Below are 26,869 nucleotides of genomic sequence, written 5' to 3'. Positions count from 1 at the left end.
GGCGCGTCCAGGAGGTGTCCAACGGTTTTCACACCGGCCCATGCATACCCGGCCAGATTGCGGCCCCGTCCCATCGACCTCAGCCGCGCCCGGTGAACCTTCCCGGTCAGAGCACTAGGCACTGTCCCATGGGTCGTGTGACCAGACCAGCTTTCACATCGTTCCGGCCGGTGTGGGGCGGGGCGATCTGTCGGATCAGGAGTGGGCTCGGATGGAGCCGCACTTGCCGAAGAACGTGGAACGAGGCGGGCGTTGGAAGAGCCATCGGAGGGTGATCAACGGCATCCTCTTCCGGCAGCGGACCGGTGTGCCGTGGCGTGATCTGCCAGCACGGTTCGGGAAGTGGAAGACCGTGCACGACAGGCACCGCAGGTGGTCGGCGGACGGCACGTGGGAGAAGATCCTGCGAGCCGTCCAGGCCGACGCCGATACCGAAGGCCGGATCGACTGGAGCATGGTCAGCGTGGACTCGACTTCCTGCCGTGCCCATCAGCACGCTGCGGGCGCCCGCACCGACGCGCCACGTATTCCTCGACGACGCGGCCAGCCTGTCCAGCATCGTTCAGATGAAGCCCTGGGCCGCTCCCGGGGCGGACTCACCTGCAAGATCCACCTGGCCGGTGAAGGCGGCCGACGTCCACGCGCGTTCGTCATCACACCAGGCCAGTGGGGCGATGCCCCGCAACTGATCCCGCTCCTCGAGCGCATCCGTGTCCCGCGCCCGGGCGGCCACCCGTGTACACGCCCCGATCACCTGGGTGGCGTCAAAGCGTACTCGTCCCGCGGGAACCGCCGGTATCTGCGGCGTCGGCAGATCAAGCACACCATCCCCGAGCGCAAGGACCAGCGAGCCAACCGCCAGCGCCGCGGCAGCGCGGGCGGCCGGCCCACGGGCTTCGACAAGACGATCTACAGGCGCCGCAACGAAGTCGAGCGAACGAACAATGCCCTCAAGGGCTTCCGCGCCGTAGCCACCCGATTCGACAAAAGGGCCTACATCTTCCACGGCACCGTGACCGTCGCTGCCCTGCGCCTCTGGCTTCGCTCATGACCCGCCGGGCAGACCGTAGCGAGGCTTCAAGCGAATCCTCGTCGCCAGCAAGGACCCACGTGTCTGTGCGGACCGTCCGGCGGTGATGGCCTCGACGTCACAGGGAGTCGAGGCCGTCACTCGCGATATCCCGGAATATAGGCAGTGGCTGGGAGAAGCTGTTGCGTCAGGAAGCGGGCTTGTCCCAGATGATCAGGACGTAGCCATTGCCGCCGGGCTGCCCGTCTGTGCCGAACAGTCCGCCGTGCCCGGCCTGCCCACTGCCCTCGGGGCGGCGGTTGATCCCGACCCCGCCGCGCCCACCCTTGCCGCCGTCGCCGCCCGTACCGCCGGTACCGCCGGCGCCTCCCAGGCCCACGTTCTCCGGGGGTGCGATGTCGGTGTATTGGGGCTTGCCACCCTGGCCGCCCATGCCGCCGGCGGCACCCTTGCCGGGTTCACCGGCCTCTCCGCCCGGCTGGCCCAGCAGGCCGATGCTGCCGTCGCCGCCGCGTGTGCCGATCGTGCCCTGGCTGCCGTTCTGGCCCTGACCGCCGGCCCTGGAGTCGTAGCAAGCGCCCGTGACTCCCTCGCCAACGGTCCCGCAGGCCCCTACGTCACCTACGGCCTGGGCTGCACCACCACCGCCGGGCGCACCGGCGTCACCACCGCGGTAGCGGTAGGGGGGCTCCTCGACGCAGTTGGGCAAGGTATGGCCGGCGCAGCCGCCCTTGCCGCCGTGTCCGCCGGCGCCGGGATGGCCAGCGGAGCTGCCGTAGACGGAGAGCAGCCAGCGGCGGGCCTCGATGTCGGTGATCGTGGAGCCGCCGCCGATGCCGCCCGCGCCGGGGCGGTAGGCGTCCTGCCCGGCCTTCCCGTCCTCGTCCTCGGAGCCCGCCCCGCCATGGCTGCCCACCCGGGCGGCGGTGCCGGCCTCTCCGCCCGTGCCAACAGACACCTTCAGCTTCTGCCCGGGGTCCACCTTGACCCGGCCGAAGGCGTAGCCGCCGCTGGAGCCGCCGTTGCCGCCCGCACCGCCGCCTCCCCCGCCACCGCCACCACCACCGGGATGCCGGGCGTTGGTGGCGAGGCTCACAGCGGTGCCACCGCCACCACCGCCACCACCGCCAGTGGAACCACCGGCGCCACCGGCGCCCGCACCCCACACATACATGGTGATGGACGTGACACCGGCCGGCACGGTGAACTCGGTGTCCCTCCAGTTGTTTGTGAACTCCGCACGGCAGGTCTTCTCCCCGCACGTCGTACTGTCCGCCTGAGCGGGCGGCGACACGGTGCACAGGGTGCCCGTCACCAAGGGCGCGACGAGCAAGGTTCGAAGCACATGACGAATCAAGACCAACTACCTCGTTCCGTAGGCCAGTTCACTCAGTCCCAGCCAGCTAAGAGCCAAGTGCGAACCCCGCAGAACCACTCGGTACATCAACCACCCGAACGAGCGATGTGCACCGCAAGGCTGGTCCTGGCGCGCCCGAGACCACGTCCCGGGCAGAGCCGTGCGTCCCGATAGCCGGTGCGAGACCACACCAAGGCCAGCATGAGTCCCACCACGCGACCCGTCGGACACTGCCTAGGCCCCCAGGGCCGAGGCCGGCGCCCTGAAGCGTCCTGCAACCTGATCACCAGGCATTGAGCTTGACATGACCACTGAGCACTGAGCAGGTGCAGCCTTGTTGCCGCCGTCGCGCATGTGGGTGGGTACGCGGGCAGGTGCGCCTCAGGCGAAGCCGCGGTCTCATCGGGCAGCTACAAGTGGTTCCCAGGCGCTACGACCCGTCGTTCCGGAGCGCTACGGCCAGGTCAGGCGGCCGGTTGACGGTCCCCGTTCACCGGTCTTCCTCCGGAACCCAACTCCCGTGCAGACCCAATGGCACCCGCACCGGCAGGTGGATCCGGGCGATCGGTTCGCCGCTGAAGTCCTGTGCAGGGAGGATGACCAGGTCGGATGCGGACCGCTCCGGGTTGAAGACGTACGCCATGACGTACCCGTCATCCTCCGCCGCCGGCGACTCCGCCGCGACGAACACCCCCTCGCCCACGGCTGCATCCCGCCCGAACTCGTGCGCTTCCGTCGTTCCCCGGCTCAGATCGTGTTTGAGCAGCGCATTGCTGAACCCCTCGTCCGGCCGGTCGTCTTCCGGGCCGGAGGGCGGGGCGTAGAGCTCGACCGCTGCGGCGTAGCCGTACCGGTAAGGGCGGCCCGTATAGCGGGAGTTGAGGCGAGGGAATTCCTGGACCCGGTCATCGAGGCGTTCTTCCCGGACCGTTCCCGCCGTCAGGTTGATCGTCCACCGGTCCAGTGTGGGACGACTGGACCCGACGTCCCTGATGTCGAACCCTTCGGGATGCCGGATCACGTCGACGACGATGTCACAACCGCCCGTGCCCGACCCGCGCAGGTCCTCGTGCGGCCTCTCGTACGCGTTGAGGGTGTGCCCCACCAGGCTCGGTGTGAGCCCGAACCAGCGCACCTCGCCACCCTCGCGCGGCAGTACCCCCACGCGCGCGCCACGGCGGTCATCCCAGGTGAACGGCACCCCGGTGGACAGATGCGCGGGGCTGAACACCACGGGTGAGTCGAAGAGCAGCACATAGTGGTCGGTCAGCGCGAAGTCGTGCATGTACGGGTTGCCGGGGACCGGGATGGTGGTGGTCCGCCGCACCGTGCCGGAGTCGTTCATCACGATGTGCTGGACGTCATCGGAGCCGTAGCGGAAGGCAAGCGAGTGCAGTTCGCGGGTGCGTGGGTCGAAGAGGGAGTGGGCGTTGGCGCTGTACCCCTCCGGGGTCGCTCCTAAGGCACAGGGCCCCACCGTCTCCAGCTCGTAGGTGAGTTCGTAGGGACGGATACCGCCCTCGATGAGTGCGAACGTACTGCCCGCGAAGCCCACGACCTGCACGTTCGGCGAGATGTCCAACTGTTCGTCGATCGGGGTGCCGCGGCGCGGCTCGCCGAGGTGGTCGGCGACCGTGCCGGAACGGACCCAACGGTTGCGGTACCACTCGGCGCGTCCGTCCCGTATGCGCACCCCGTGGACCATGCCCGCGCCGAGTGTCCAGATGTGCGCGGCGGCGTCCTCGATGCCCAGTGGGTTGGGGCCGTTGCGGAGATAGCGGCCGTTGAGATGGGCCGGAATCCGTCCGGTCACGGGCAGGTCGTAGGCGGTGACTTCCTCGGTGACCGGGGCGAAATTCCCCGACAGGTAGCGGTTGCGGGTGGTGGTCATGTTCCTTGTCCTTCGTTCTTCGACTCGTGCTGGGTGCTGAACGCCCGTGCCACGGCCGCCATCAGCGCGTCGTAGCGCCGGGCACCGTCGTCGGGCGTGAAGTGTCCGGCGATCTCCAAACTCACCGCGCCGTGCGATGCCGCCCAGAAGATCTTTGACATTTCACGGGCATCGCCCGGCTGGAAGATCCCGGCCTCCATGCAGGCGGCCACGGCGGCGGCCGAGGTGTCGAAGGCGGTCTCGGCGATGGCGAGGGCCTCCGCGCTCGGCCGGAAGCCCGGTACGGCCTGCTCGAACATGACCCGGTAGTAGGCCGGTTCGGCGAGCGCGTGCTCCCGATAGGCCGTCCCGAGGTGGGTGAGGTGCGTCAACGGGTCTTCCGTGCGCGGTACTTGTTCCTGAACCCGGCGCAGCCGCGCGAAGCCCTCCCGGTACAGCGCATCGATCAGCCCTTCCTTGCCACCGAACATGGTGTAAAGGACCTTGGTCGAGGAGCCGATGTCGGTGGCGATCCGCCGCATGGTCAACGCGGCGGGCCCGTCCGTGACCAGCAGGTTGATGGCGCAATCGAGGATCGTGGTGCGCACGGCGTCTTGGCCGGCCCGTAGCGCGTCTTGATAGAGCGTGCTCATGAGTAACACTGTAGCGCAGAGGAAACACTGTTACCGACCCTGTGCCTGGTCGGCCACGGTTGGGAAAGACCTCGCAGGTGCGGGGTTCGGCAATGTCCCCACCACCGGGGCCCGTACAGCCATCCCGTACGGGCCGGTGCAGCGATAGCACCTGGCCGTAAGGGGCCTACTCGCTGAGCGTGGTGCGCAGGATGCTCACCACCGCGTCATAGGCGTCCAAGGCAGGCACCGGCAGGGAGCCGTCGTCCAAGGCGCATGCAGGTCGGCTCCGGCAGACCGTGTCGTCGGGCGTGCGTGCGCAGTGTGACCTGGATGCGTTGCCGCTGCCAACGAAGCGGGTGATCGAGGTCCTGGGCTTCGTGGGGACCGACGAGACCGATCCGCTGCTGTATGCGCGCCCGTACTGGGTGGGAGCCGCCGGCTCCGGGGCCCAACGTCCGTATGCACTGTTGGTTGAGGCGCTGGCTCGCACCGGGCGGGTCGGTGTATGCAAATTGGCTCTCCGCTCGCTTCTCTGAACTTGGGGCTGGTCTGTCCCAAGCCTCTGATCCGTAGCTCTCTGAAACCGAATTGGTGATGCCAGAGGGATCACAGCGAGAGGATCCGAAGAACGAGAGCCCGCTCCGTCTGCCGCCTTAGTACTGTGGCTTCGCATGACCGACACCGAGATCGAGATCACCGCAGACCTGGTCCGCGATCTGCTGCAGGAGCAACATCCAGACCTTGCAGGACTGGCCATCCGCGAGGTGGCGGGCGGCTGGGGCAACCAAATGTGGCGCCTCGGGGACGAGTTGGCCGTGCGCATGCAGCGCATGGACCCCACCCCGGAGCTCCAGCTCAAGGAGCGGCGGTGGCTACCCGTGCTGGCCCCGCGCCTGCCGCTCCCGGTGCCGACCCCGGTGCGGTTCGGCGAACCGTCCGAGCGCTTCCCCAAGCACTGGACCGTGATGACGTGGGTTCCCGGCGAGCCGCTGGACCACGGCTCGATCAGTCGCGGCGACCACGCGGCCGACACGCTGGCGGGCTTCCTCCAGGCGCTCCATGTGGAGGCGCCCGCCGAGGCGCCGATCGCTACGGACCGCGGTGCCCATCCCAAGAACTGCACGGACGGCTTCGAGAACTTCTTCCAGGCGGTTGCTCCCGACGACATCGCTGCCGACATCCGGGCCGTCTGGGACGACGCCGTTGCGGCCCACGCATGGGAGGGCCCGCCGGTGTGGGTGCACGGCGACCTCCATCCCGCGAACGTCGTCGTCTCGGACGGAACGCTTTCGGGCATCGTCGACTTCGGTGACCTGTTCGCCGGCGATCCGGCGTGGGACCTCGCCGCCGCATGGGTGCTGCTACCCGCGGGCACGGCCTCACGGTTCTTCGACATGTACGCGCATGCAGACGAGGCGACGATCCGGCGCGCCCGCGGGCTGGCCGCTATGAAGAGCCTCTTCCTGATGCTCATGGGGCAGAACGGAGATCGAGGCCTTCCCGGCGGCAAGCCGAACTGGGGACCTGCAGGCCGGGCGGCACTTGATCGTGTTCTGAAGGGCGTTTGATGCACGCTTCTTCGAACTTGTTGTCGATCTTGGTTGATGGTCATGCGGCAGCCGACCTTCGTGGGTTCATCGATCACCATGCGTGGTGGGGATGCCAAGGCCCACGACCGTATGCTGCCCGTGGCCCCAGTCGAGCTGGCGGAGCTTCTCCTCGGCGCCAGCCAGGCTGACCTGGAGACCTTCGGCCTCGCCGAGCCAGCCTTCCGTCTCGGCTTCGGCGACTCGGGCGATCAAGTTGTCGCGGATCTCGGCAAGACGTGCCCGTTGGGCCGGGCCAGGACGGAGGAGCGAGCATCTGACGCAAGCGTGCTCATGAATGCAGGCGGTGCCGTAGGCGCGGGCGCAGGTGCCGACGGAGAGCTTGCGGCGTTCGGAGTGACCGAGGAAGTCTTCCCACTCTGCGTTGGTAGGGGTGCGGTATTCCTCGGCGGGGCGGAGCGCGCGTCGGCGAGCGATGAAGGCACGGTGGGCTTCGATGGTCTCGGCGGGGTAGATGGGGTTGTAGCCCATCGTGGTGTTGATGTGGCGTGGCCAGCGATGACCTGGGCGAGGTGCGGTGGCAGGCCGGAGCGGATGGCGTCGGTGATGAACAGGCGCCGGAAGTCGTGCGGAGCGAAGGCCAGGGGCTGGCCGGTTGAGTCGGTCAGGCCGATAAAGTCCAGGACGTCTCCCAGCGCGTTCCGGATGAACTCGCCTGTCATGCGGGAGTTTTCACCGCCGCGGTCCCACTGGAAGAGCAGGGGTGCCGGCGGGTTCCAGGTGCGCTCCTCGTAATCGTAGGCGGACAGGAACGGGATGGTGCCGGTGCGGGGGGAGGGCGGACCCGGCGGATGATCGTGGCCGGCACGTCGGCCAGCTCGGGGCTGACGAGCAGGACTCGCTCCTGGTCGGTCTTCGACGGGGCGATCTGCAACAGCGCGACGATCTCACCGGTGCTGGGCAGCCGGTACTGGATCATGGCGTGGTGGCTGACCTCCAGCCGGTCAACGACCTGCGCACCCGCCAGTTGGAGCTTGTCACCACCGTCTTCCCTCACCCCTTCTGGGCCTCGTGCCCCGACCCGGTCTCCGCGCGCACGGCACTCAAGCATGTCGAGCCGGCTGAGCCGAGCTTGCCCGTGAAGGATGACCAGGACGGCTTCCCCTTGGACGTCTCGGCCCCGCTGGCAGACGTCACCCTTCAGGACGGGCAGCACCTGAAGGCGCAGGTGCTCCGACGGCGCCGGGACCGGTCGGGCGTGTGGTGGTTCGACCTGGCACTCGAACTGCCCGACAGGGGCGACTGGCGCAGCCGCTCGCCGTCAGCCTCCCTGGCCAGCCGGACGTGGAAGTCCCGGCCCGGTACCCGTCCGTGGCGTACGGCGTTGGCGCACAGTTCCGCGGTGATGAGGGTCAGTGTCTCGTTGATGTCACTGTCGTAGGGGTGATCCCAGGAGTCCAGGGCGTGCGAGACGAACAGCCGGGCCAGGCGGGCGCCTCGCGGGGTCGAGGTGAAGGCCAAGGCGAACTCGGCCGTCGCCGTGGACCCGGAGGCCGAACTGTGCGGGGAGGAGGAGAGGCGCATGCTGTCAGCGTCGCGACGGTGACCGGCGTCTTACCAGGGGAAGCGCCTGTGCCGGACGCTGCTGTACGCGACGGCGGGAAGCCCGTACACGGCATGGAGAAAGCCGGCATCGAGCGACGGGGCAGGCGGATTCGGCAAGGCCGCAGTGCGCGGGAAGAGACGGATGGGGCCCGTACGGCGGGGTCCTGTACGTGCGCCGTTGCAGCCCGCGCACCCCGATCGCCTTGTTGTTCCGACTTCGAGACGGGGATAATGACCGCCTGTTTGGCAGTGACCTTACTCGGAGGGCCTGTGAGTGCTGGTGCGCAGCCGGATCCTGCATCCGTGCCCGGACAGAACTTAGATCGCAACGCCGCCCGTCAGTGGCTGAAGCTTCAAATCGACAAGGAACCCCCGATCCTGAAGCAGATCGCGGCCCTGCACAAGGAAGCGCAGCTGAACGCCTTCAAGGCGCGGGACGCCAAGAAGAAGCGAAGCGCTCAGGACAGGTTGAGCAACACCCCGGTGACCGCCCTTCTGCGCAAGCGGGCTGATGTGAACCCCATGATGCTCATCGCCGCAGGGGTCGCCACCGCCGATCACATTCTCGAACTGGGTGCGAGCGGACTCCGGGCACGGGCCAACATAGACGCCAACGCCGCCGCGAATTGGGTGAATGCGGCGAGGGACGTCAAACGGGCCCAGCCTGGTGACGACCTGCCCGCGCCCTCGCCGTCCGACTGGTGCGAGGAGGACGTGGGCCTGGTGCGGTCCCTCCTGATCCTCGAGTCCGCCGGTCTTCTCCGGTACGCCCCGCACACCCAGGGTCTCTCTTACGCCAGTGACCGTGCTCGGGCCGTGCTCAAAGGGACGAACTGGCTGCGGTGGAAGTTCAAGGCAAGCGCGAGTGACGACTTGGCCGCGAACGTCGCGGAGCTGTCCGAGTGGGTCTCCTCGGGTAACGGCGAGGCCAATCGGGAGCAGGTCGAAAGCCACCTGGCCAGGCACATGACGCTGGTCGAGGACCTGCGTGATCCGAACGAGGTCGCCCGCCTCTGGGGGTGCAAGCACGAGGACCTTCTGACGCTTTTGCGGGAAGAGGTCCCTTGAGTCCGGGGGCTCGCCCGCATCGGGGCCACTCCGACGCGGCTGTGAGACCTCGACTCACGCTGTGACAGAAACCTGAAGACAGACATCTCAAGCAGGACCATCGACCGAGGGGGCGCGTTGACGGCCAGGGACTTCGAACTCGCCGAAGCGGTGGAAGCCATTCGCAACGAGTTGCTGAATGCGGCCGCACGAGGAGCAGGGAACGACGTCACTTTCCAAGTCGGACCCATCCAGATGGAATTCACCGTCGAGTTGCGCAGGGATGTCCGGGCACGGGGCGGAATCAAGGCGTACGTCCTCTCGGGAGAGGTAGACGCGGGAAGAAGCAGGACTCGCACCCATCGCGTGTCGTTCACCTTGGAACCCCGGCGGACAGACGGTGATCCGCTGCTCGTCGCCGCGGACGGCGAAGGCGGCACCGCCGGTCTCACCACCGCAGGGCCCCTGTGACCAGCGGCCTGCCTGAGGGGCGTTCGCTCGGCCCCAGCCATGAGCGTGTCGCTGCTGTGCTGTGCAACGGCCAGACGGGCAGCAGCTATCTACTCGCGGCCCGGTTGGTGCTCACAGCCGCTCACGTCGTCGGCGACAACGACAGCGCACGCGCGATGGTGGTGCGTGGCAGCGGGGCTCAGCAGTGTGAAGTCGTCTGGCGGCGGCATGACGCGGAGTGCGACGCCGCGTTGCTCGTGTCGCGCCGAGCTTTGGTCCGACCGGAAACTGCGGCCCGTCTGCAGCCGGTGACCTGGGCACGGCTCACGGACGAGTCTCCGGTCCGCTGCCAGGCGATGGGGTTCCCTCGGGCTCAGTGGGGCCAGGGGCGGGACCTGGACATCGAGCACATCGAGTGCGCGTTACGCCCGGCGTCCGGTATGGTGCGCGGTCGATACGTGCTGGACGTCAAGGACGTCTCACCCGAATTGGCGAGCGGAAGATCGCCGTGGGAGGGCATGTCAGGTGCCGCCTTGTTCGCCCGCGGTGGACTTCTGGGCCTGGTTGTCGAGGCGCCGCGCAATTGGCGTCACCAGCGATTGGAAGCGATCAAGAGCAGAGCGCTTCTCGATGACGCGTCGTTCACTTCGGCGGTGAAGCGGTACACCGGAAACCGCCCGTTCACGGTCGACCTCTCATCCGTTTCCCGCCGGCCGAAGCCGTTTCGATTGGCCGGTGTTCTTCATTCGACCCCGCGGGACCTGGCGGTGACCCTGCGCGCCAGTTGGGCCGTTGCCCGCGAGCAGCTCTTCGAAGTTGTGGGGGCGGCGCGAGACGGCTCGGACCGGGTGCGGGAACTGTCGGCGTGGTTGCGTCAGTTCGGCGATCCTGTCGCCGACGTGGTCGAGACCCACCGAGAGCCGACCGATCAATGGGTCACGGATCCGGAGCTGGGGCACGACCTGAAGGTGCTGCGCCTGCTGTGCCGGCTCGATCCGGAAGGGGAGCCGGTTTGGCGGGGTACCGCCGTCACCGGGGAGATGCTGGCCCGTGCGTGTCTCCGGGGATTCGACAACAGCGGTCCGGAGCTGGAGCTGTACCAGGCTCTGTGCGAGGGCGACCTGTTGGAAACCTTGGCGGGTTTCACCCAGCTGCGCTGGATGGCTGGGATGCAGGACGCCTGGACCGAGGCGCAGGCAGCCTGGTTGCGGATGATCGAACGTGCGCCTGGTCTGCCGAACGGGATGAGCGAGTGGGCGCGCGGCGAGGCAAAAGCACTGTTGCTGGTGGGTCTCCTCACCCGTCACAGTTCTGTGGCCCGGCTGCACACCTTCGGTGAGCGGGCGACGCCTCCTCCCACTGGACGGGTCGAGTGGTACGACTGGATGCGCTCGCGGGACGGTGGTGCGGAGACGGCCATCGGGTGGGTGGTGCGTACCGCCCTTGCCGAATACGCGACGACCGAGTTCGAACACGCCGAAGCAGCCAAGCGCACCGCGAAGGAAGCGGCGGACGCCCGGCTGGAGCGGGTCCTGCAGCACGCGCGAGAAGGGCGAGACCGGGATTGGGCTTTGCTCGAAGCGGAGCGGTGCTCGTTCAAGGCCCGGTTGGGCGCGGTGACTCGCGCGGCGGCATGGATGGGTATGTGGGGCGTGGTCCTGATCTCTGTTTCCTGGCTTGTTTGGGGCTGGTTGAAACCGGACGTCGCCTGGAAGGTTTCGTGTGAGTTCGGCGCGCTTTCGCTGGCCGCGTTCCTGGGCCGACTACGAGGAGTTCTGCGGTTGGGGGCGGCGTATCGTCCGCCGGTGGAACACCTGGGTCGCTGGCTGCGCGATGAGGGCTTCGCGGCCGGGGTGGCCAGGGTGTGTCTCTTCGCGGTGCTCTCCTTGGTCGCCGGAGTCATTGCGCACAGTGGTTTCTGGTTCGTGGCCTGTCTCGTGCTTGCGCTGGTAGGGGTGGTTGCCGCTCTCTGGGTCGGCATCGTCCAGGACTGGGACGAGGAGTATCAGAAGCGCCTGAAGGAGTTCAGGTCCAAGCAGGACGGCACGGTGTGGAGGGACATCGCGCGTGACGCCCAGTCAGCCTCACCCGCGGATCGGGCGAAGGCTTACCAGAGGCTCACCGAGCAGTTCGGTGGGCTGTATCGGGGCTCCAAGGACGTGGCCAAGTGAATGAGTGGGGTGTCCGGAGGGGATCACGTCCCGTGTCGCCTGCGGCTCGTACGGCGGCGACGGCACAGTCTCCGCGGCGGTGAGCTGTCATGGGAAGCACGTTAGGCCGGGCCACTAAGTGAGCGTTTGGTTCTTCGATGTCTGTTTTATTTGGCCTAGCTGTCGCGTCAGTTGGGTGTGGTCTCGTGTGCGAGGCGGCGGGTCATGAGGTTGATGGCGGCCAGTTGGATCATGGCGGCTGACCGGTGGGGGTGGGTTTCGTAGTCGCGGGTCAGGCGTCGGTGGTGCATGAGCCAGCCGAGTGTTCGTTCGACGACCCAGCGGCGGGGTTGGACGCGGAAGCCGCGGACTGTGGGGTCGCGCTGGACGATTTCGAGGTCGATGCCGAGCTGGGCGGCGTGTTCCACGGCTTTGGTCTTGTAGTCGTTGTCGGCCCAGGCTTTGGTGGCAGCGGGGTGTTGCTCCGCGACCTGTGCCAGGAGGTGGGTGCCGGCCGCGGAGTCGTGGACGCTTGCGGCGGTGACGGCGACGGCAAGAAGGAGACCGAGTGTGTCGGTGACGATGTGTCGTTTGCGGCCGATGATCTGGAGATGCACGAGCGTGGCCAGGAGACGGTGGCAGCTCCGATAGCAGCCCCAGCACCAACCGCCTGGCCCGCAGCCGGGGTTCGACCCGGGCGAACCGGCCCGCGATACGGCCCACGGCCACCTCGAACGCCTTCCGCCAACGGCCCGGATCTATGCTGTGAGCCGCGGCCACCGTCTCTTCGTCAGTCCACACAACTCACGATGATCAACGGTGGCCGCACCCGTCTCAACCAGGGAGCGAAGAATGACCGATCGCCCGGGTACTCAGGGATTTCAGACCAATAATGATGATGCGCGCCTCATTGAGAAAATTTTCGCTGATTTGGGATCAGCCTTCGCTGAGCATGACGCCGCGAAGTTCGACGAGCGGTTCACCGCGGATATCGTCTTCACGGCAGTGAACGGCACACGGTTCTTTGGCTGGGAGGAGATTCATGCGTATCACAGCGAGCGCCTGACCGGGCATGCAGAGGGAATCAACACCTGGTATGAAATCGAGCGCATCACCTTCCCGACCCCGGACGTCGCCGTGGTCTTCTTCCGGCAGCCCATCGTCGTGTCAGAACACATGCGTGCCAATGTAGGGACGTGGGTGCTGGTGAAGAGGGAAGGACAGTGGTGGATCTCCGCTGGCCAAAACACAGCCGTCGCCGTAACCGAGTGACCACTCGCGCAGGTTGTCGGCGCCGTAGGGGCAGGGTACTCAGCCCAAGAATCCCAGGTCGGATTGCCTCCGACCTGGGATTTTGTGTCGCTGGCCCGGCGGGCAGGTCAGCCTCGCCAGCCGGCGAGGATGTCGTCCGGGGCCCACAGCAGGTCGAGCGGGGCGGTGTCCAGGTCCGTGGCGGTGCCGGAGAGGGGGGCGGCGGCGAGGCCGCGGGTGGGATCGAAGCCTGGTACGCGGAGGCGGCGCGGCGTAAGAATGCGGACAGGCCGTGGGCATCGAAGGGAGTGCGCTGCCACTTGCCCGAGCCGACGAATCGGGCCTCGCGAGCCACCGGTGCGCGGTCCGCGCCGACCAGGTTGAGCTCCGGGCCGAAATGCCGGTTCCACCAGCCGCCGACCGCCTTGACCTCTGCCCGGGGCAACCGGTCGGAGAGCACGGCCAGTTCGAGAGCTTCCGGATCACTTCTTTAGTGCCTTGTCGCGCCGTGTCGTCCAGCGACGCCCGATGAGGCGGAAGGCCGCCTCGGGGCGGCTGCGGCGGGCTTGCTCCTGGCAACGCGGAGCGCGGCGAGGCCCCGACCAGCAAGATCACGATCTACAGCTGGAGTACTAGGCCGTGTCCGCAAAGTGGTTGTCGCGTTGGTCTGTTCGTGGTGCGTCGTCATGAGTTGACTGATGAGCCGTGGTCGGTGATCGAGCCGTTACTGGCTCCGTCACGGATGGGCCGGCCGGTCCGGGATCGGCGACAGGTGGTCAACGGCATTCTGTGGAAGCTGTCCACCAGGGCGGCCTGGCGGGATCTACCCGAGCGGTACGGACAATGGAAGACGGTGTACGAACGCTTCGTTGGTCGGCCGACGGCACCTGGCAACGACTGCTGGCCCATGTTCAGCAGCATTGCGATGCCGTCGGCGCCGTCGACTGGACGGTCGTGTGCATCGACTCGACCACAGTACGGGCCCACCAACATGCGGCCGGGGCCCGAAAAGGGGGCGGTCCTGGCCGGACGAGGCGATCGGCCGGTCCCGCGGCGGACTGACCACGAAGATCCACCTCGCATGCGACGGGCAAGGGCGGCCACTGGCCTTCACACTCACCGCCGGGAACGTCAACGACTGCACCCAGTTCGAATCCGTGATGGCCCGCATCCGTATCGAGCGGTGCAGGCCCGGCCGCCCCAGGACACGACCCGACCGCGTCGTCGCGGACAAGGGCTACTCGTCGACGAAGATCCGTGCCTATCTGCGACGACGAGGTGTCAAAGCGGCGATTCCCGAGCGGATTGACCAGATCAACGGCCGCATCCGTCGAGGCGAGAGCCTGTGCCGCCTGAACCGCACCGCCTACCGGCGACGCAACGTCGTCGAACGCTGCTTCAATCGGCTCAAGCACAACAAGGCCCTGGCCACCCGCTACGACAAACGCGCCCGCCACTACGAAGCCCTGGTCACCATCGCCTGCCTACGACTCTGGCTGCCCTGACTTTGCGGACACTGGCCTAGGGGCGGGCAGTGAAAAAGGGAGCGAACTCGCTTTGGCAAGGCGATGGTTGACCGCACAAAGTCTGCCTACCGCGCCGACGACAACCAATCGGGCAGGATGGTTCCCATGACGGGTGGGAGAGACAAGCTCAGAGCGGTGCTGCAACGCGCGGGGCTGGAAGTTGTGGGGGACTGGAGGATCGAGGAGGTACTGCCGCCCCGAGCTGCGTGGCGACCGGTCATCTCGGGAGGCGCCAGGCCGACCGTGGCCGTGGGGGAGGACGTGCCTGACCTGGTCGCCGAGCTCAACGCACAGTGGCACCGACTGGCGGTGGGCAACGGGATCATTGGCGAGGACGGCGTATTCCTCATCGATGTCGCCGGCAACTGGACGGGATGTGCGCCCAGGCGCTGGACAAGGGTCCGGCTCACTGGTCAGTGGGACCTCGCCGGAGTCCTCGGCGAGCGGCCCGGGCAGCCGGAGTTCGTCACCCTCGCGGCGGACGGCAGCACCCTGATCGGCGTGACAACCGAGGAGGACGAGGTCTGGTTCACTCTGCTGGACCACCTCCCAGAGCACCAGGAAGCAGCCGCTCGGGTGGCTGCCCAGGAAACCCCTCGGGAGCGGGAAGCCGCTTGGGCGGCTCTGCTTCAGGGACCGGAGCCTTCGGCGAGGCTGTGCGAGATGTGGGCGCACGGGCTGGCTCTCAACCCGGCCACGCCCGATGACCTGCGCGCCCGCCTCCTGGGCCTGTCGCACTTCCTCCTGTGGCGCCCACTGCCGACGGAGGTTGTCGAGGCAGCCATGGCCCACCCGGACTGGAAGATGCGGCAGCTGCTGGCCGAGGCCCAGCCGAACATCACTGCTGAGCAGTGGGCCCGCCTGATCCTGGGTGAACAGGAATCCCGGCGCCGGTGGATCCTCACCACGCTCGCGGCAGACCGGTGTGCCGAGCTCACCGATGCCGCCTACGAGCAGCTCGCTGCGGATCCGTCCGCACGGGTCCGCGCAGAGGCTGCCCGCCTTCCCGGACTACCCGTAGGGCTGCTCACCGCCTTGGCCGCCGACGTCGACCCGTCCGTACGGGCCTCGGCCTGCCGGAGGGCTTGGCCTCATCTGGACGCTCCGACTCGGCGCACGCTTCTGGGAGACCCTTCCGGCACGGCCCGCATGGAGGCGCTGCTTCAGCACCACCAGGAGCACCCGATGCCTCGATCGGTCTTTGACACCGCGGAACGACCAGACCGCGCCATAGGTACCTGCCGTTTGGAGCGCGACCTCGCCGAATACCTGGCCCACCACGGCGATCCGGCCCAGCGTTGCTCCCTCGCAGGCAACCCGCATCTGGACCCGGACCTGGTCAGCCTCCTCGCTCAGGACCCCGACGGAAACGTCCGTTTCGTGGTGGCCACTCGCTCCGACCTCACCGAGAAACAGCGGGCGGGCATCCCCATCGACTTCGACCCGAGCGGCCACCACCATCCGCTCGACTGGGTCGTGGCACTTCACCGGGATCCCGGCGCCATGCGCCGCTTGGCCGCCTCCACCCACCCCCTCGTGCGCAGGAGCGTCGCCCGGGCCCGGCACCTTCCGCCGGACGTCGTCGAACGCCTCGCCCGCGACGAAGACCGAGTCGTCCAACTCTTCCTCACGGAATCCTGCGACGACGCCCCCGCGGACATGCTGCTGAGGGTGTGGCAGTGGTGGACCGGCAGCCTCAGTACCCCCGATCGCCCCCACGGCCACCCGAACTTCCCCCGCCGCGACCTGCTGCGCTACGCCGGCGATCCGAACCCGCGGATGCGGCAACTCGCCTTGGATGACCCGGAGTCGACGGTCGAGCTGGTCGAGCGGTTCAACCGGGACGGCGATGAGGAAGTTCGACATCGGGCCGCGACCGACTCCCGGCTGACACCCGCGTCGGCCGTGCGGTTGCTCGACGACCCGCACGAACGCGTGCGCCACGCCGCTGCCCGGCACCCCAGACTGCCCGCGCAGATGCTGAGCCGGCTGCTTCGGGACACTGACACCGCGCAAGCCGCCGCCCAGCACCCGGCGTTGCCCATCCCCGTCATGGAACAGATGCTGCAGCGGATCCAGCCTCCGGCCAGCGCCACGCCGGAGCCATGAGCCGGTACACCGATGGCTGTTCCGCGAGCCCGGATACGTGGGCTACCGTTGCGCACCGCAGTGACGGTCTCCACGACGCCATACGCGGAGTCGCCGCTACGCAGGGACGCGTGCACGCTGTGCGGTCCCTGCGCCCGTGGCTGCCGGTGCTGTCGCCCGCGAAAGCCATCGAGTGCGTGAGCGCATTGCTGGCCGGTGATGCCCCAGCGCACCTCGTGGCCGTCGTCACCAAGAAACTCGTAGAGCCTCTCAACCCAGTACGAAACCATCCATCCTGGTGCGCCCCGCCAGGCAGGCTGACTGCGGGCAGCCAACCCAAGCCGGGGCGCCTCAACCTTCGCTTCATCCGCTGACGATGTAGTCAGTCCAGTTGCGCTTGACCAACTTCACCCAGCGCGCCACGTTGTCATCCTGGTCCCGGTTAGGCAGCGACCCCAGGGCGTGGCTAACAGGAGGTTCAAGAACCGAGCTCGTCGGAGCCGACTCCGGTGTCCCGGCGAAGCTGCTCTTGCGGGGTGGTGCGCTCGCAGGCGAGCCCCATCAACGGCACGACCTGGACACTGTCCGGGTCGCCGACCTGGCGCAGGTGGGCGTCGAAAGCCTGCCGGACCAGGTGGGCGGCAGCAGCGGCGGTTCGTCGAAGCGCGGTTGATCAGCAAGCGCAGCCGCCGGCGAGCATTCGGCTCAACTTCCAGATCTGGACTGGAGCACACAGCCGTTGAGCTGAGCGATGTGCTGGAAGCACGCATTGAGGTCGCCCGAACCGTGATCGTCGCTGACCAGAGCCTGACCCAGCGATCATCCCGTAGGGCGCCTCGCTGGTACTTTGACGGGAATCGTGGAGGGGGCCCCTAGGTGGACACTGACCTGCGGCATGCAGCTGTCGTGGCACTGGGCGAGCTCGGGCGAAGTCATGACTACCGTGACCGGGCGGATGCCGGTCACAGCCTGGCAGCATTCGCCGAGATACAGGAGGCCCGCGGGCTTCTGCTGGAGCTTGTGCTCGACCCAGGTGACACCTTCGTCACCTGGCGGACCGCGGAAGCATTGCTTCGGCGGAAAGACAGGGCCGGGCTGACGATCGTCGCGTCCGCGCTGGCAGTCGCCAATTCGAATCCCAGCGATTGGATCCACACCGCAATCGTCGATGCATTCGGCGTGTTCTCCGACGACCGGGACGAAGCGATACGGCTGTGCGAGGAGATGTCGCGGGACACCGACGACCGTGTCGCACTGGGGGCACATCAGCTGCTTGAGGTCTTGGCAGAGATCGATCCCGTTCTTCGTCCTGGATAACGCTGGGCGAACGCTGCCGCGAGAGCGCAGGTGACTGACGACAGAGGCCAGAAGCTCATCGCGGGCCGCATCAGCGAAGGCGGGTTGGGTCAGTGGCGTGAGCGCTCCTAGGCAGTTTCGTTTGGATCAGTGGTCCCTACCTTGTTGATCGGGATGAGCGAGCCATTCGTAGGGTTGGCTCACCCAGGGGTGTCGGGTGTGGCTTTCAGTGGTCTGCCGTCCGTGGCTTCCAACGATTCGCCGCCCGACACCCCGCGACGACTCGGCTGCTGATGAGGAATTGCGATCCGATCGCTGAGTAGGGACTCGCCAGCGAGGTCGTCTGTGGTGCAGGAGACGAACGAGTTGGAGAGCGTGCGTGACAGCGATCTGGGCCGGCATCGACGCCGGGAAGGCCCATCACCACTGCGTGGTGATCGACGAGACCGGCAAGCGACTCCTGTCGAGGCGGGTCGCCAACGACGAGTCGGAGCTCCTGCAGCTGCTGGCTGCCGTACTGGCTCTGGGCGATGAGGTCATCTGGGGCATCGACCTGGCCGACGGTGGGGCTGCCCTGGTGATCGACCTGCTGCTCAGCCACAGACAGCACACGCTCTACGTCCCCGGCATGGCCGTCAACCGGGCCTCCGAAGGCTACCGGGGTGCAGGCAAGACCGATGCCAAGGATGCGGCGATCATCGCCGACCAGGCCCGGGTCCGACGGGACCTTCATCCATTGCGGCCAGGCGACGAACTGGTCACCGAGCTCAAGATCCTCACAGTCCACCGGCGCGATCTCATCGAGGACCGCACTCGCGTGATCAACCGGTTGCGAGGTCACCTCACCGGCATTTTCCCGGCACTGGAGCGGGCCCTGGACCTGACCAACGCTGGGCCGCTGGTCCTGCTCACCGGATATCAGACCCCGGCCGCCATCCGCCGGGCCGGAGCCCGCCGACTGGAAACGTGGCTGCGTAACCGCGAGGTCCGCGGTGCCGGCGAGCTCGCCCAGGCCGCCGTGACGGCTGCCGACAGCCAGCACACCAGCGTGACCGGCGAGAAGCCGACGGCTCAGCTTGTCCACACGCTCGCGAAGGAGGTGATGCGCCTCAACGAGCAGGTGACCGCGGTCGACAAGCTCATCGAGGCCCGGTTTCGCGAGCACAAGCACGCCGAGGTGATCACGAGCATGCCCGGCGTCGGGCCCCTGCTCGGCGCTGAGTTCGTGGCGGCCACGGGCGGGGACATGGCGCCCTTCGGCACCCCTGACCGTCTCGCCGGGTTCGCCGGCGTCGCCCCGGCTCCTCGCGACTCGGGCAAGATCAGCGGCAATCTGCACCGGCCCAAGAGATACAGTCGCAGTCTCCAACGTGTCTTCTATACCTCCGCGTTGATCAGCATCCGCTCCTGCGACGAATCGCGTCGCTTTTACGACCGCAAGCGCGCAGAGGGCAAGCGGCACACCCAGGCAGTCCTTGCCCTCGCCCGACGGCGCGTGAATGTCTTGTGGGCCTTGCTCCGTGACGGACGGTGCTACGAGGCGATACCACCCGTCACCGTCGCAGCTTGACAACGAGATTAGGAATCGTTGGTCCCGGTGTGCCGTTAAGTGATGTGCAGTGGGCGCGGATTGAGCCGTTGCTTCCGGACCGGACGCCGAAGCGGGGTGGACGCTGGCGTGACCATCGGGAGGTGATCGACGCGATCGCCTTCAAGTTCCAGACCGGAACGCAGTGGGTCCACCTGTCGGAGAAATACGGCAACTGGAGAGGCGTCTACAACCGGCTGCAGATGTGGGTCCTCGACGGCACCTGGGAGCGAGTGTTCACCGCGCCGATGACGCAGGCCGACGCGGACGAGGACCTGACCTGGGCCGTGTCGGTGGACTCCACGATCGTGCGGGCTCACCAGCACGCGGCCGGGGCCCGCAAAAAGGGGCCCCAGCCGGAGAACCGGCCGACCATGCCATAGGCCGGTCCCGCGGCGGGCTGAGCACGAAGATTCATCTCGTCGCAGATGCCCGCTGCCGGCCCCTCGCGTTCGTTCTCACCGCCGGACAGGCTGGTGACGCACCCGCTTTCACGGACGTGATGGCCTGCTTGCGCGTTCCCCGCCGCCGCGGAAGGCCGCGGACCCGGCCGGACGTGGTCCTGGCGGACAAGGCGTACTCCTCCCGCGCCATCCGCGACCACCTGCGCAAACGCGGCATCCGGACGGTGATCCCGATTCCGGCCGACCAGCGCGGGCACCGACTGCGACGTGGCAGCCAGGGCGGCAGGCCGCCGGCTTTCGACCGCGAGACCTAAAAGCAGCGCAACACCGTCGAACGGTGCATCAACCGCCTCAAGCAGTGGCGAGGAATCGCCACCCGCTACGAGAAGACCGCAACCATCCACCTCGCCGGACTCCACATCGCAGGCATCTTCCTCTGGTCCGCCCGATGATCCAAACGAAACTGCCTAGGAGCCGAAGGCTTCTGGCACAGCATGGCCAAGGACGTGTTCGACGCCCGTACCACCGGCGAACACGGCCCCGGCGTCGACACGGTCCACTTCGAAATCCCCATGCCGCAGCCGGGCCAGCGCGGTGGCCGCGAGGGACACCACCGCCATTCATCGATTGCCGGAAGCGGATAGCCGCCTCCCGATACGGATAGGGCGGAGCCGCGGCGGCTTCTAGGGTTCCGGTGAATTCGGTGCTCAGGAGGCGTAGATGAAGAGCTGCCGCGGCGCGCGGACGGCCGTGATCGTGGGCGCGGGTGTCGCCGGTCTGACGGCGGCGTCGGCCCTGGCGCGCAGGGGGTGGCGCGTCGAGATCGCCGAGGCCGCCCCGGCGACGGCGACGTCGGGGTGGGGGCTGTGCCTGACCGGCCCTGCGCTGCGCGCGCTGGACGAGTTGGGACTCGCGGGCAGGTGTCTGGCCGAGGGCTATGGGATGGCCGGCATCACACATGTGGACGTGAACGGCGAGTCTGCGGACCGGGTCCAGTTGCCGCGTCTGATCGGCGCGGAGCGGCCGGCGATGGTCGGCATGGCGCGCCCCGTACTGCACCGGATCCTGCGGGAGACGGCCGAGCGGAGTGGGGTGGTGGTGCACTACGGGATGACGGTCGCGGCGGTGGACCAGGAGCAGGAGTTGGTCCGTGTGCGGTTCTCGGACGGGACGGTCCGGCAGTTCGCGCTGCTGGTGGGCGCGGATGGCATCCGCTCGTCGGTCCGGGCCCTGCTGGGCTTGGCGACCTCGCTCGACTACCACGGGCAGATGGTCTGGCGGGCCCTGGTGCCGCGGCCGCCGTGGGCCACGCGTATCCATCAGTTCGCCGGCGAGGTCAACACAGCTGGACTCATCCCCATCTCGGGCAGCCAGGCGTACGTGTTCCTCACGGAGAACGGAGTAGGACACAGCGCCCTACCCGATGCCGAACTCGCCCCGCGTCTGCGGCAGCTCCTGGGGGCCTTCCCGGGGCGGGTGAAGGAGATCTGCCCTCTGGTGTCCGCGTCGGAGTCGGTGGTACGCCGCCCGGTCCAGACGGCGTTGTTGGCGGGTGCCTGGAACCGCGGAAACGGCGTCGTCATCGGTGACGCCGCGCATGCGCCGGCACCGCAGATGGCCAGCGGCGCGGCCCTGGCGATCGAGGACGGGCTCGTGCTGGCCCACGAACTCGCGTGTCATGAGTCGGTCGGCGCGGGGCTTGAGTCGTTCGTCAACCGGCGTGCACGGCGATGCCGCACGCTCGTTCAGACCTCGGTGGCGATCGTCGGCCTGGAGCAGGCACAGCATCACCACAAGGCGTACCCGCTGGTCAACGCATGTCACCAGCAGATGGCCGAGCCCGCGTAACCTCCATCCGATGCCCACCGTCGATGCCCACTGTCATCGACCGGCTGACCGAACACCTCAGCCGATCCACCCCATACGAGGAGTGACCGATGAGCGACACAAGCTTGATCACCCACCTGCGGCATATCGATGTCGCCATGCCGAGCTTCGCCGAACAGCGCCAGTTCTACACCGAGTTATGGGGGCTGACGGAGACCGCCGGTGACACGGGTGTCTCGTTCCTGGCGGCCGAAGGCTCCCCGGAGCAGTACGTGGTGCGGCTGCGCGAGGACCAGCAGAAGCGCACCGACCTCATCGCCTTCGGTGCCGCCCACCCCGCCGATGTCGACGCCCTGGCCGCGCAGTTGATCGCGCAGGGTGTGAAGCTGGTGCGGGAACCGAAGATGCTGGACACTCCCGGAGGCGGCTATGCGGTCCGTTTCTTCGACAACGAGGGCCGAGTGGTGGAGGTCTCCGCCGACGTCACCCCACGCCGGCACCGCACGATCGAGGCACGGGAGTCCATACCCGTGCGGCTGTCGCATGTGCTGATGAACTCGCCCACACCCGAAGCCACGGTGGCCTGGTACATCAAGCATCTCGGCTTCCGGCTCTCGGACACCCTGTGCATCGGCAGCCGCGGCGAGATGATGTGGTTCCTGCGCTGCAACACCTGTCACCACAGCTTCGGCATCGTCCGCGGTCCGCATGCGGCCTTCCATCACGCGTCCTTCGAGATGCGCGGGGTGGACGAGTTCCTGCGCGGCACGGGCCGGATGCAGCGGCTGGGCATCGAGCGCCTGTGGGGTCCGGGCCGGCACCGCGCCGGTGACAACTCCTTTAGTTACTACCTCGACCGGGCGGGCAACACCGTCGAGTACACCACCGAGCTCGAAGTCGTGGACGAGGACACCTGGCATCCACACCTCTTCGACCTGACGGACCCGGCCAGCGCCGACCAGTGGGGCACGGCCAACCAGATGAACGAATACATTGCCGCCAAGTCCCACAATGACGTCGACCCCGGGCTGTTCGTCGCCCCGCCGATCTGAGCGTCCTCGGACCGAGGTGGCCAACGTCCGGCCGCAAAAGGAGTTCCCACCATGACGCCGTCGTCCACGGGTGAAGCTGTGACCACTCCCCTGCACACGTTCCGCATCACCAAATCTCGCAACCCGGTCGATCTGCTCAACGCTGCCACCCGGCTGTTCGGCGGCTCGATCACCACCTCTCCGCTGGACGGCCTGGCCAGCGGAGAGCACGAACTGCGCGGCGTCGCCGCCTCCGACTTCGCGGTCGGCTACTTCGCCTCGCCACTCGACGTCCGCGTCGCTTCGGCGTCCGGCCGCCGCCGCTCCTACTTCGTCAACATAGGTGTTTCCGGCGCCATCGCGGCGACCTGCGGCAGCCTGCACGCGACCCTCGACAAGGCCACCGCAGGAGTCGTCAACCCCGGAGACACTCAGGAGCTGCGCCCCGCCCGCAGCCGGACGCGTTTTCTGGGTCTGCGGATCGATGCCGCCCTCGTCGACCAGGAGTTCGCCGCGCTCACCGGGCAACTGCCGACATCCACCGTACGCTTCGACTTCGCCCTGGACCTGGCCAAACCCAAGGGCCGGGCGGTGCGGCTGCTGGTGCATTCCCTCGTGGAGCAGCTGGACTCAGGAGACCCCTTGTTCCAGCGTGCGGAGCTGCCGCGCAGCCAGCTGCGGTGCATTGCCACCGCCCTGCTGCTGGCCCAGCCCCATACGCATACCGGCGAGCTTCGGGACGGCCCTCAACCCAGTCACCCGCGCTCGTTACGCGCGGCTCTCTCCTTCATCGAAACGAACCTCTCGGAACGCCTCACCCTCAGCGGCATTGCCGCCGCCGCAGACTGCAGCCCACGGACCGTCAGCTCCGCATTCCGCGCCCAACTCGGACTGTCTCCCCTCACCTACGTGCGCAATCTGCGACTGGACCGGATCCGCGAGGACGTCCTCACCTCCACCGATCACGTCAGCACCATCGCGTATCGGTGGGGCGTCTCCCACCTGGGCCGCTTCGCCGCCGAGTACCGCGACCGCTTCGACGAACTGCCCTCCGAAACGGCGGCCCGCCGGTAGCAAACCGCCCCTGGAACTGGTGGTGGTCAGGGTTCCGCGCCAAGGCGTGACTCCAGCCGTTCAGTCGAAGACCGCAGTAGCTTCGATCTCGACCAAGTGCTCGGGGATGTCCAGTGCCGCTACGCCCAGCAGCGTGGCCGGCGGGACGGGGGTGGTTCCCAGCCTGTCGGCGGCCCGGGTGACCCCTTCCAGGAGTAGGGGCATCTTGTCGGGGGTCCAGTCGACGACGTAGACGGTCAGTTTCGCCACGTCGTCGAAGGAGCCGCCGGCCTCGGCCAGGGCGGTGCCGATGTTGAGGTAGCACTGTTCGACCTGCGCGGCGAGGTCGCCTTCACCGACCGTGGTGCCTTCAGCGCCGCAGGCGACCTGCCCGGCGATGAAGACCAGTTTCGCTCCCGAGGCGATCGACACCTGCTGGTAGACGGGGACCTCCGGCAGTCCGCTGGGTTCAACAGGGTGATGGCCATGCTGCCTGCTTCTTTGCCGTAAGAGACGCCTTTGGTCTCTTGTGGTTACTCAGGAACCATAAGAGAGTGGCTTCTGACATGGAAGAACGCACTTTTCTTCGATGACTGGGGAACCTCATGGTGACCAAGCAGTTCAAGGGATCGTCCAAGGACGAAGCGGACCTGACGCGCGCGGACTCGCTGGCGCGGGAGATCTTCTCGGATGTCGCCAACAAGTGGGCGTTCCTGATCATCGAAGCCGTGGGTGACCGCACCCTGCGCTTCACCGCGCTGCGCAACGAGATCGAGGGCATCAGCCACAAGATGCTCACCCAGAACCTGCGCATGCTGGAGCGCAACGGTCTGATCGAGCGGTGCGTGCATCCGACCGTGCCGCCACGGGTCGAGTACACCCTTACGGAGCCGGGGCGAGCCCTGCGCGCGACCGTCGCCGGAATGTGCGACTGGACCCACCAGTACCTCGGCCACATCGAGACCGCCCGCCGCCGCTTCGACGACTGAGGACGACGGCGCACGACTGCGGACGACTGCGGGTGACGATCGGAGGGGCCCGCGATTCAGAGGAGCCAACTAGGAGCTGTCCGGCCGATCATGTGACTCTCTAGGCTGGTCCTCTTCTGGAAGGGGTGGCTGTGACGGAGGTGGCTCGTGAAGCGGCCATTGCGTTGGTGCAGAAGATCATGGACGCGGACCACGTTGACGATGCCGAGATGTGCGGTGTGATGGAAGCGTTGGGCAAGGCCCTTGGCTGTCCGAGCGGCTACGTATGCGACTTGATCTTTTGGCCCAAGGGGCGGCACCTGACAGCTCCCGAGGTCGTCGATCAGGCTCTGGAGTACCGGCCTTTCGCCTTGTGAGAGGGCCTCAAGCCCGTAGCCAGATGACCAGGGCAGCCGCGGTCACAGTGCCGAGGAAGACATATCCGCGCTTGTCGTAACGGGTCGCGACGGCGCGGGAGTTCTTCAGCCTGTTGATGGCCCTCTCGACGGTGTTGCGTTTCTTGTACCGCTCCTCGTCGAACCCCGGTGGCCGTCCGCCTCGCGATCCCTTGCGCAGGCGGGCGGCCTGGCGGTCGGCCTTCTCCGGGATCGTGTGCCGGATGCCGCGCCGCCGCAGATACTGACGGCAAGGACCATTGCTGTAGGCCTTGTCGGCCGCGACACTGTCAGGCTTCTTGCGGGGCCTGCCCAGCCCAAGTCTGGGGACCCGGATCTTCTCGAGCACCGGCACGAACTGGGTGCAGTCGGCCCGCTGCCCCGGCGTGACGATCAGGGACAGCGGGCGACAGAAACCGTCCGCACTCAGGTGGAACTTGCTGGTGAAGCCGCCGCGCGAGCGGCCCAGGCCCTCGTCCCCCGCACCACCTCCGCCAGCTGGCCGACGAGGCTCTGCCACGGACTTTCGTCCTGGTGTACCAGCGTCTCGTCCCCCTTTGAGCCGGCAAGGGCCGGCGGCGGGTCGGTGCGGGCGCCGGCCGCGTGCTGGTGGGCGCGCACGATGGTGGACTCCACCGAGATGTCCCAGTCGATGTCGCCAGCCGCGTCGGCCGCGGCCTGGACTTGCTGCAGCAGACGTTCCCAGGTGCTGTCGGCCGACCACAACCGATGGCGCTCATAGAGCGTCTTCCACGGCCCGAACCGCTCCGGCAGATCGCGCCAGTGCACCCCGGTCCGGACCCGGTACAGAATCCCGTCGATCACCTGCCGGTGATCCCGCCACCTGCCACAACGACCGTTACTGACAGGCAGAAACGGCCGAAGCCGCTCCCATTCGGCATCCGTGAGGTCACCCCGCCCCATGACCACGTGAACGATTCGGCAACGGAGTAGTCACATGATCAGCTGGACGGCGACAATCTTGCCGACCTCGCCGCCGGGAGGTGTGGTCATCGGTCGGAACGGCTGACGGTCCCCTATGCGCGGCCCGCGAGCCAGACGGCGATCCGCTTCTGCAACTCCTTGTCGGCGCGGGGATAGTCCCAATTTGCGTACCATTCCAGCTCCTGCAGGATGTTCTCAGAGCGGGCCGGGTGGCGCACCGCGACCACGTCGACACCGACCTCGCCGGTCGAGCAGCTGATGTACACGCTGCTGTCGAGCGCCATCATGCCGAAGCCCGGGTGGCCCGCACGTATGCCGAGGAACGCCGATGCCGCACCCCGGCCCATGATGTCCCAGTGGTCCAGGAGCCGGACCCGGGTCCAGACTTCCGGTGCGGCACGGCGGCCATAGGGCTGGCTCCGCTTCTGCAGGGCGGCTTGGTGCGTGTGCGTGCCGTGGGGAAGCAGGACGAGGAACTCGCGCCGGTGGTCGAGAAGGCCGGAGGAGACCGCCAGGTCGTACCAGTCCTCGTTGAGACGCTCGACGAGCCGTGGGGTTTCGTAGCGGTGGGAGAAGCGGCCGACGATGTCCTCGGGGCGATATCCGAAGACGAACGGCATCGTGCCGTCCGGCACGGCGTCCGGGATCACTTCGAGGCCGGCCCGCCGCAGCGGCCGGTACATCTTGCGCTCGCGCTCCTGGATACCCACCAGTCACTGTTTTACCAGGGCCAGCGCGCCAAGAATCCTCCGGCCCGGCGCTTCCTTGTGTCCCTCCCAACCTCCCGGATCAGATCGGTACAGGAT

At 67.5% G+C, this 26,869-nt stretch carries 26 protein-coding genes and 4 pseudogenes; 18 read left to right on the top strand and 12 right to left on the bottom strand.

Annotated elements, in window-relative coordinates:
- Nucleotides 1-172 precede the first annotated feature (172 nt).
- Entirely contained in the window at nt 173-1,051 is an 879-nt protein-coding gene (locus tag V2J85_RS14375) for an IS5 family transposase (protein WP_330821791.1), read from the top strand.
- Between the two features lie 166 nt (nt 1,052-1,217).
- Here the strand turns inward: V2J85_RS14375 and V2J85_RS14370 are convergent, their stop codons facing one another.
- The 3 genes from V2J85_RS14370 to V2J85_RS14360 form a co-directional block, all read right to left on the bottom strand.
- On the bottom strand, nt 1,218-2,126 hold the full coding sequence (locus V2J85_RS14370; protein ID WP_330821790.1) for a hypothetical protein: 909 nt from the start codon (nt 2,124-2,126) through the stop codon (nt 1,218-1,220).
- Nucleotides 2,127-2,877: 751 nt separating this feature from the next.
- Complete coding sequence (locus V2J85_RS14365; protein ID WP_330821789.1) at nt 2,878-4,278, bottom strand: carotenoid oxygenase family protein; 1,401 nt, start codon at nt 4,276-4,278, stop codon at nt 2,878-2,880.
- The gene (locus V2J85_RS14360) at nt 4,275-4,910 is read right to left on the bottom strand and encodes a TetR/AcrR family transcriptional regulator (RefSeq protein ID WP_261958242.1); all 636 of its coding nucleotides are present in this window, start codon (nt 4,908-4,910) and stop codon (nt 4,275-4,277) included. The genes V2J85_RS14365 and V2J85_RS14360 overlap by 4 nt, the downstream gene beginning before the upstream one ends.
- 278 nt (nt 4,911-5,188) lie before the next feature.
- Here V2J85_RS14360 and V2J85_RS41310 point away from each other — a divergent pair, with 278 nt between their 5' ends.
- Together V2J85_RS41310 and V2J85_RS14355 are read left to right on the top strand one after the other, a co-directional pair.
- The gene (locus tag V2J85_RS41310) at nt 5,189-5,428 is read left to right on the top strand and encodes a Ku protein (RefSeq protein ID WP_419836779.1); all 240 of its coding nucleotides are present in this window, start codon (nt 5,189-5,191) and stop codon (nt 5,426-5,428) included.
- A gap of 135 nt (nt 5,429-5,563) precedes the next feature.
- On the top strand, nt 5,564-6,460 hold the full coding sequence (locus V2J85_RS14355) for an aminoglycoside phosphotransferase family protein (RefSeq protein ID WP_330821788.1): 897 nt from the start codon (nt 5,564-5,566) through the stop codon (nt 6,458-6,460).
- Between the two features lie 66 nt (nt 6,461-6,526).
- Here the strand turns inward: V2J85_RS14355 and V2J85_RS14350 are convergent, their stop codons facing one another.
- From V2J85_RS14350 to V2J85_RS41305, 3 genes are all read right to left on the bottom strand, one after another.
- On the bottom strand, nt 6,527-6,970 hold the full coding sequence (locus V2J85_RS14350) for an integrase (protein ID WP_330821787.1): 444 nt from the start codon (nt 6,968-6,970) through the stop codon (nt 6,527-6,529).
- Between the two features lie 187 nt (nt 6,971-7,157).
- Nucleotides 7,158-7,496: a hypothetical protein gene (locus V2J85_RS14345; protein WP_315975520.1), complete on the bottom strand. Its 339-nt coding sequence runs from the start codon at nt 7,494-7,496 to the stop codon at nt 7,158-7,160.
- A gap of 143 nt (nt 7,497-7,639) precedes the next feature.
- Nucleotides 7,640-8,023, bottom strand: coding sequence for an ATP-binding protein (locus tag V2J85_RS41305; protein ID WP_419836778.1), 384 nt, complete (start codon nt 8,021-8,023; stop codon nt 7,640-7,642).
- Nucleotides 8,024-8,347: 324 nt separating this feature from the next.
- On the opposite strand from V2J85_RS41305, the gene V2J85_RS14335 reads away from it, so the two are divergent.
- The 3 genes from V2J85_RS14335 (at nt 8,348) to V2J85_RS14325 (ending at nt 11,712) form a co-directional block, all read left to right on the top strand.
- The gene (locus tag V2J85_RS14335; protein ID WP_330821786.1) at nt 8,348-9,112 is read left to right on the top strand and encodes a hypothetical protein; all 765 of its coding nucleotides are present in this window, start codon (nt 8,348-8,350) and stop codon (nt 9,110-9,112) included.
- Between the two features lie 117 nt (nt 9,113-9,229).
- On the top strand, nt 9,230-9,562 hold the full coding sequence (locus tag V2J85_RS14330; protein WP_261958245.1) for a trypco2 family protein: 333 nt from the start codon (nt 9,230-9,232) through the stop codon (nt 9,560-9,562).
- Nucleotides 9,559-11,712, top strand: a complete 2,154-nt coding sequence (locus V2J85_RS14325) for a S1 family peptidase (protein WP_330821784.1) — start codon at nt 9,559-9,561, stop codon at nt 11,710-11,712. The genes V2J85_RS14330 and V2J85_RS14325 overlap by 4 nt, the downstream gene beginning before the upstream one ends.
- Before the next feature lie 167 nt (nt 11,713-11,879).
- Here the strand turns inward: V2J85_RS14325 and V2J85_RS14320 are convergent.
- Together V2J85_RS14320 and V2J85_RS41300 are read right to left on the bottom strand one after the other, a co-directional pair.
- Nucleotides 11,880-12,299: pseudogene (locus V2J85_RS14320) on the bottom strand (transposase); the annotation flags it as partial.
- 28 nt (nt 12,300-12,327) lie between these two features.
- Nucleotides 12,328-12,471, bottom strand: a pseudogene (locus tag V2J85_RS41300) (IS701 family transposase); the annotation flags it as partial.
- Between the two features lie 72 nt (nt 12,472-12,543).
- On the opposite strand from V2J85_RS41300, the gene V2J85_RS14315 reads away from it, so the two are divergent.
- Complete coding sequence (locus V2J85_RS14315; protein WP_261958247.1) at nt 12,544-12,963, top strand: SgcJ/EcaC family oxidoreductase; 420 nt, start codon at nt 12,544-12,546, stop codon at nt 12,961-12,963.
- 107 nt (nt 12,964-13,070) lie between these two features.
- Here the strand turns inward: V2J85_RS14315 and V2J85_RS14310 are convergent, their stop codons facing one another.
- Complete coding sequence (locus tag V2J85_RS14310) at nt 13,071-13,262, bottom strand: hypothetical protein (protein ID WP_261958248.1); 192 nt, start codon at nt 13,260-13,262, stop codon at nt 13,071-13,073.
- Nucleotides 13,263-13,618: 356 nt separating this feature from the next.
- On the opposite strand from V2J85_RS14310, the pseudogene V2J85_RS14305 reads away from it, so the two are divergent.
- The 9 genes and pseudogenes from V2J85_RS14305 to V2J85_RS14265 all read left to right on the top strand — a co-directional run bounded on the left by V2J85_RS14305 (nt 13,619) and on the right by V2J85_RS14265 (nt 23,776).
- Nucleotides 13,619-14,447, top strand: a pseudogene (locus V2J85_RS14305) (IS5 family transposase).
- 282 nt (nt 14,448-14,729) lie between these two features.
- Entirely contained in the window at nt 14,730-16,577 is a 1,848-nt protein-coding gene (locus V2J85_RS14300) for a PE-PGRS family protein (RefSeq protein WP_330821783.1), read from the top strand.
- 855 nt (nt 16,578-17,432) lie between these two features.
- A complete protein-coding gene (locus V2J85_RS14295) occupies nt 17,433-17,873 on the top strand; it encodes a hypothetical protein (protein WP_330821782.1) in 441 nt (146 codons plus the stop codon).
- Between the two features lie 358 nt (nt 17,874-18,231).
- A complete protein-coding gene (locus V2J85_RS14290) occupies nt 18,232-19,422 on the top strand; it encodes an IS110 family RNA-guided transposase (RefSeq protein ID WP_330821781.1) in 1,191 nt (396 codons plus the stop codon).
- Nucleotides 19,423-19,436: 14 nt separating this feature from the next.
- A pseudogene (locus V2J85_RS14285) lies at nt 19,437-20,296 on the top strand (IS5 family transposase).
- 42 nt (nt 20,297-20,338) lie between these two features.
- A complete protein-coding gene (locus V2J85_RS14280) occupies nt 20,339-20,488 on the top strand; it encodes a hypothetical protein (protein WP_330821780.1) in 150 nt (49 codons plus the stop codon).
- Nucleotides 20,489-20,564: 76 nt separating this feature from the next.
- Nucleotides 20,565-21,692, top strand: coding sequence for an FAD-dependent monooxygenase (locus tag V2J85_RS14275; protein WP_330821779.1), 1,128 nt, complete (start codon nt 20,565-20,567; stop codon nt 21,690-21,692).
- A gap of 89 nt (nt 21,693-21,781) precedes the next feature.
- Complete coding sequence (locus tag V2J85_RS14270) at nt 21,782-22,723, top strand: VOC family protein (RefSeq protein WP_330821778.1); 942 nt, start codon at nt 21,782-21,784, stop codon at nt 22,721-22,723.
- 78 nt (nt 22,724-22,801) lie between these two features.
- Nucleotides 22,802-23,776, top strand: a complete 975-nt coding sequence (locus V2J85_RS14265; RefSeq protein WP_261958256.1) for a helix-turn-helix transcriptional regulator — start codon at nt 22,802-22,804, stop codon at nt 23,774-23,776.
- 60 nt (nt 23,777-23,836) lie between these two features.
- Here the strand turns inward: V2J85_RS14265 and V2J85_RS14260 are convergent, their stop codons facing one another.
- Entirely contained in the window at nt 23,837-24,187 is a 351-nt protein-coding gene (locus tag V2J85_RS14260; protein WP_330821777.1) for a RidA family protein, read from the bottom strand.
- 173 nt (nt 24,188-24,360) lie between these two features.
- Here V2J85_RS14260 and V2J85_RS14255 point away from each other — a divergent pair, with 173 nt between their 5' ends.
- Nucleotides 24,361-24,744 (top strand): winged helix-turn-helix transcriptional regulator, encoded by a 384-nt coding sequence (locus V2J85_RS14255; protein WP_261958258.1) that lies wholly within the window; start codon nt 24,361-24,363, stop codon nt 24,742-24,744.
- A 131-nt stretch (nt 24,745-24,875) separates the two neighbouring features.
- On the top strand, nt 24,876-25,100 hold the full coding sequence (locus V2J85_RS14250) for an e9imm peptide (RefSeq protein WP_330821776.1): 225 nt from the start codon (nt 24,876-24,878) through the stop codon (nt 25,098-25,100).
- Between the two features lie 7 nt (nt 25,101-25,107).
- Here the strand turns inward: V2J85_RS14250 and V2J85_RS14245 are convergent.
- Nucleotides 25,108-26,042, bottom strand: a protein-coding gene (locus V2J85_RS14245; protein WP_419836784.1) for an IS5 family transposase whose coding sequence is annotated in 2 segments (ribosomal slippage) — nt 25,108-25,662 and nt 25,665-26,042 — 933 coding nt in all. Because the reading frame shifts where the segments join, the coding sequence is not laid out codon by codon here.
- A gap of 113 nt (nt 26,043-26,155) precedes the next feature.
- Nucleotides 26,156-26,773: a hypothetical protein gene (locus tag V2J85_RS14240; protein WP_330821775.1), complete on the bottom strand. Its 618-nt coding sequence runs from the start codon at nt 26,771-26,773 to the stop codon at nt 26,156-26,158.
- Between the last annotated feature and the right edge of the window lie 96 nt (nt 26,774-26,869).

This window comes from Streptomyces bugieae (assembly GCF_036352915.1).
GTDB classification, from domain to species: Bacteria; Actinomycetota; Actinomycetes; order Streptomycetales; family Streptomycetaceae; genus Streptomyces; species Streptomyces endophytica.
Note: the sequence above shows the minus strand (reverse complement) of the source record. Positions and strands in the feature narration are given on the sequence as shown.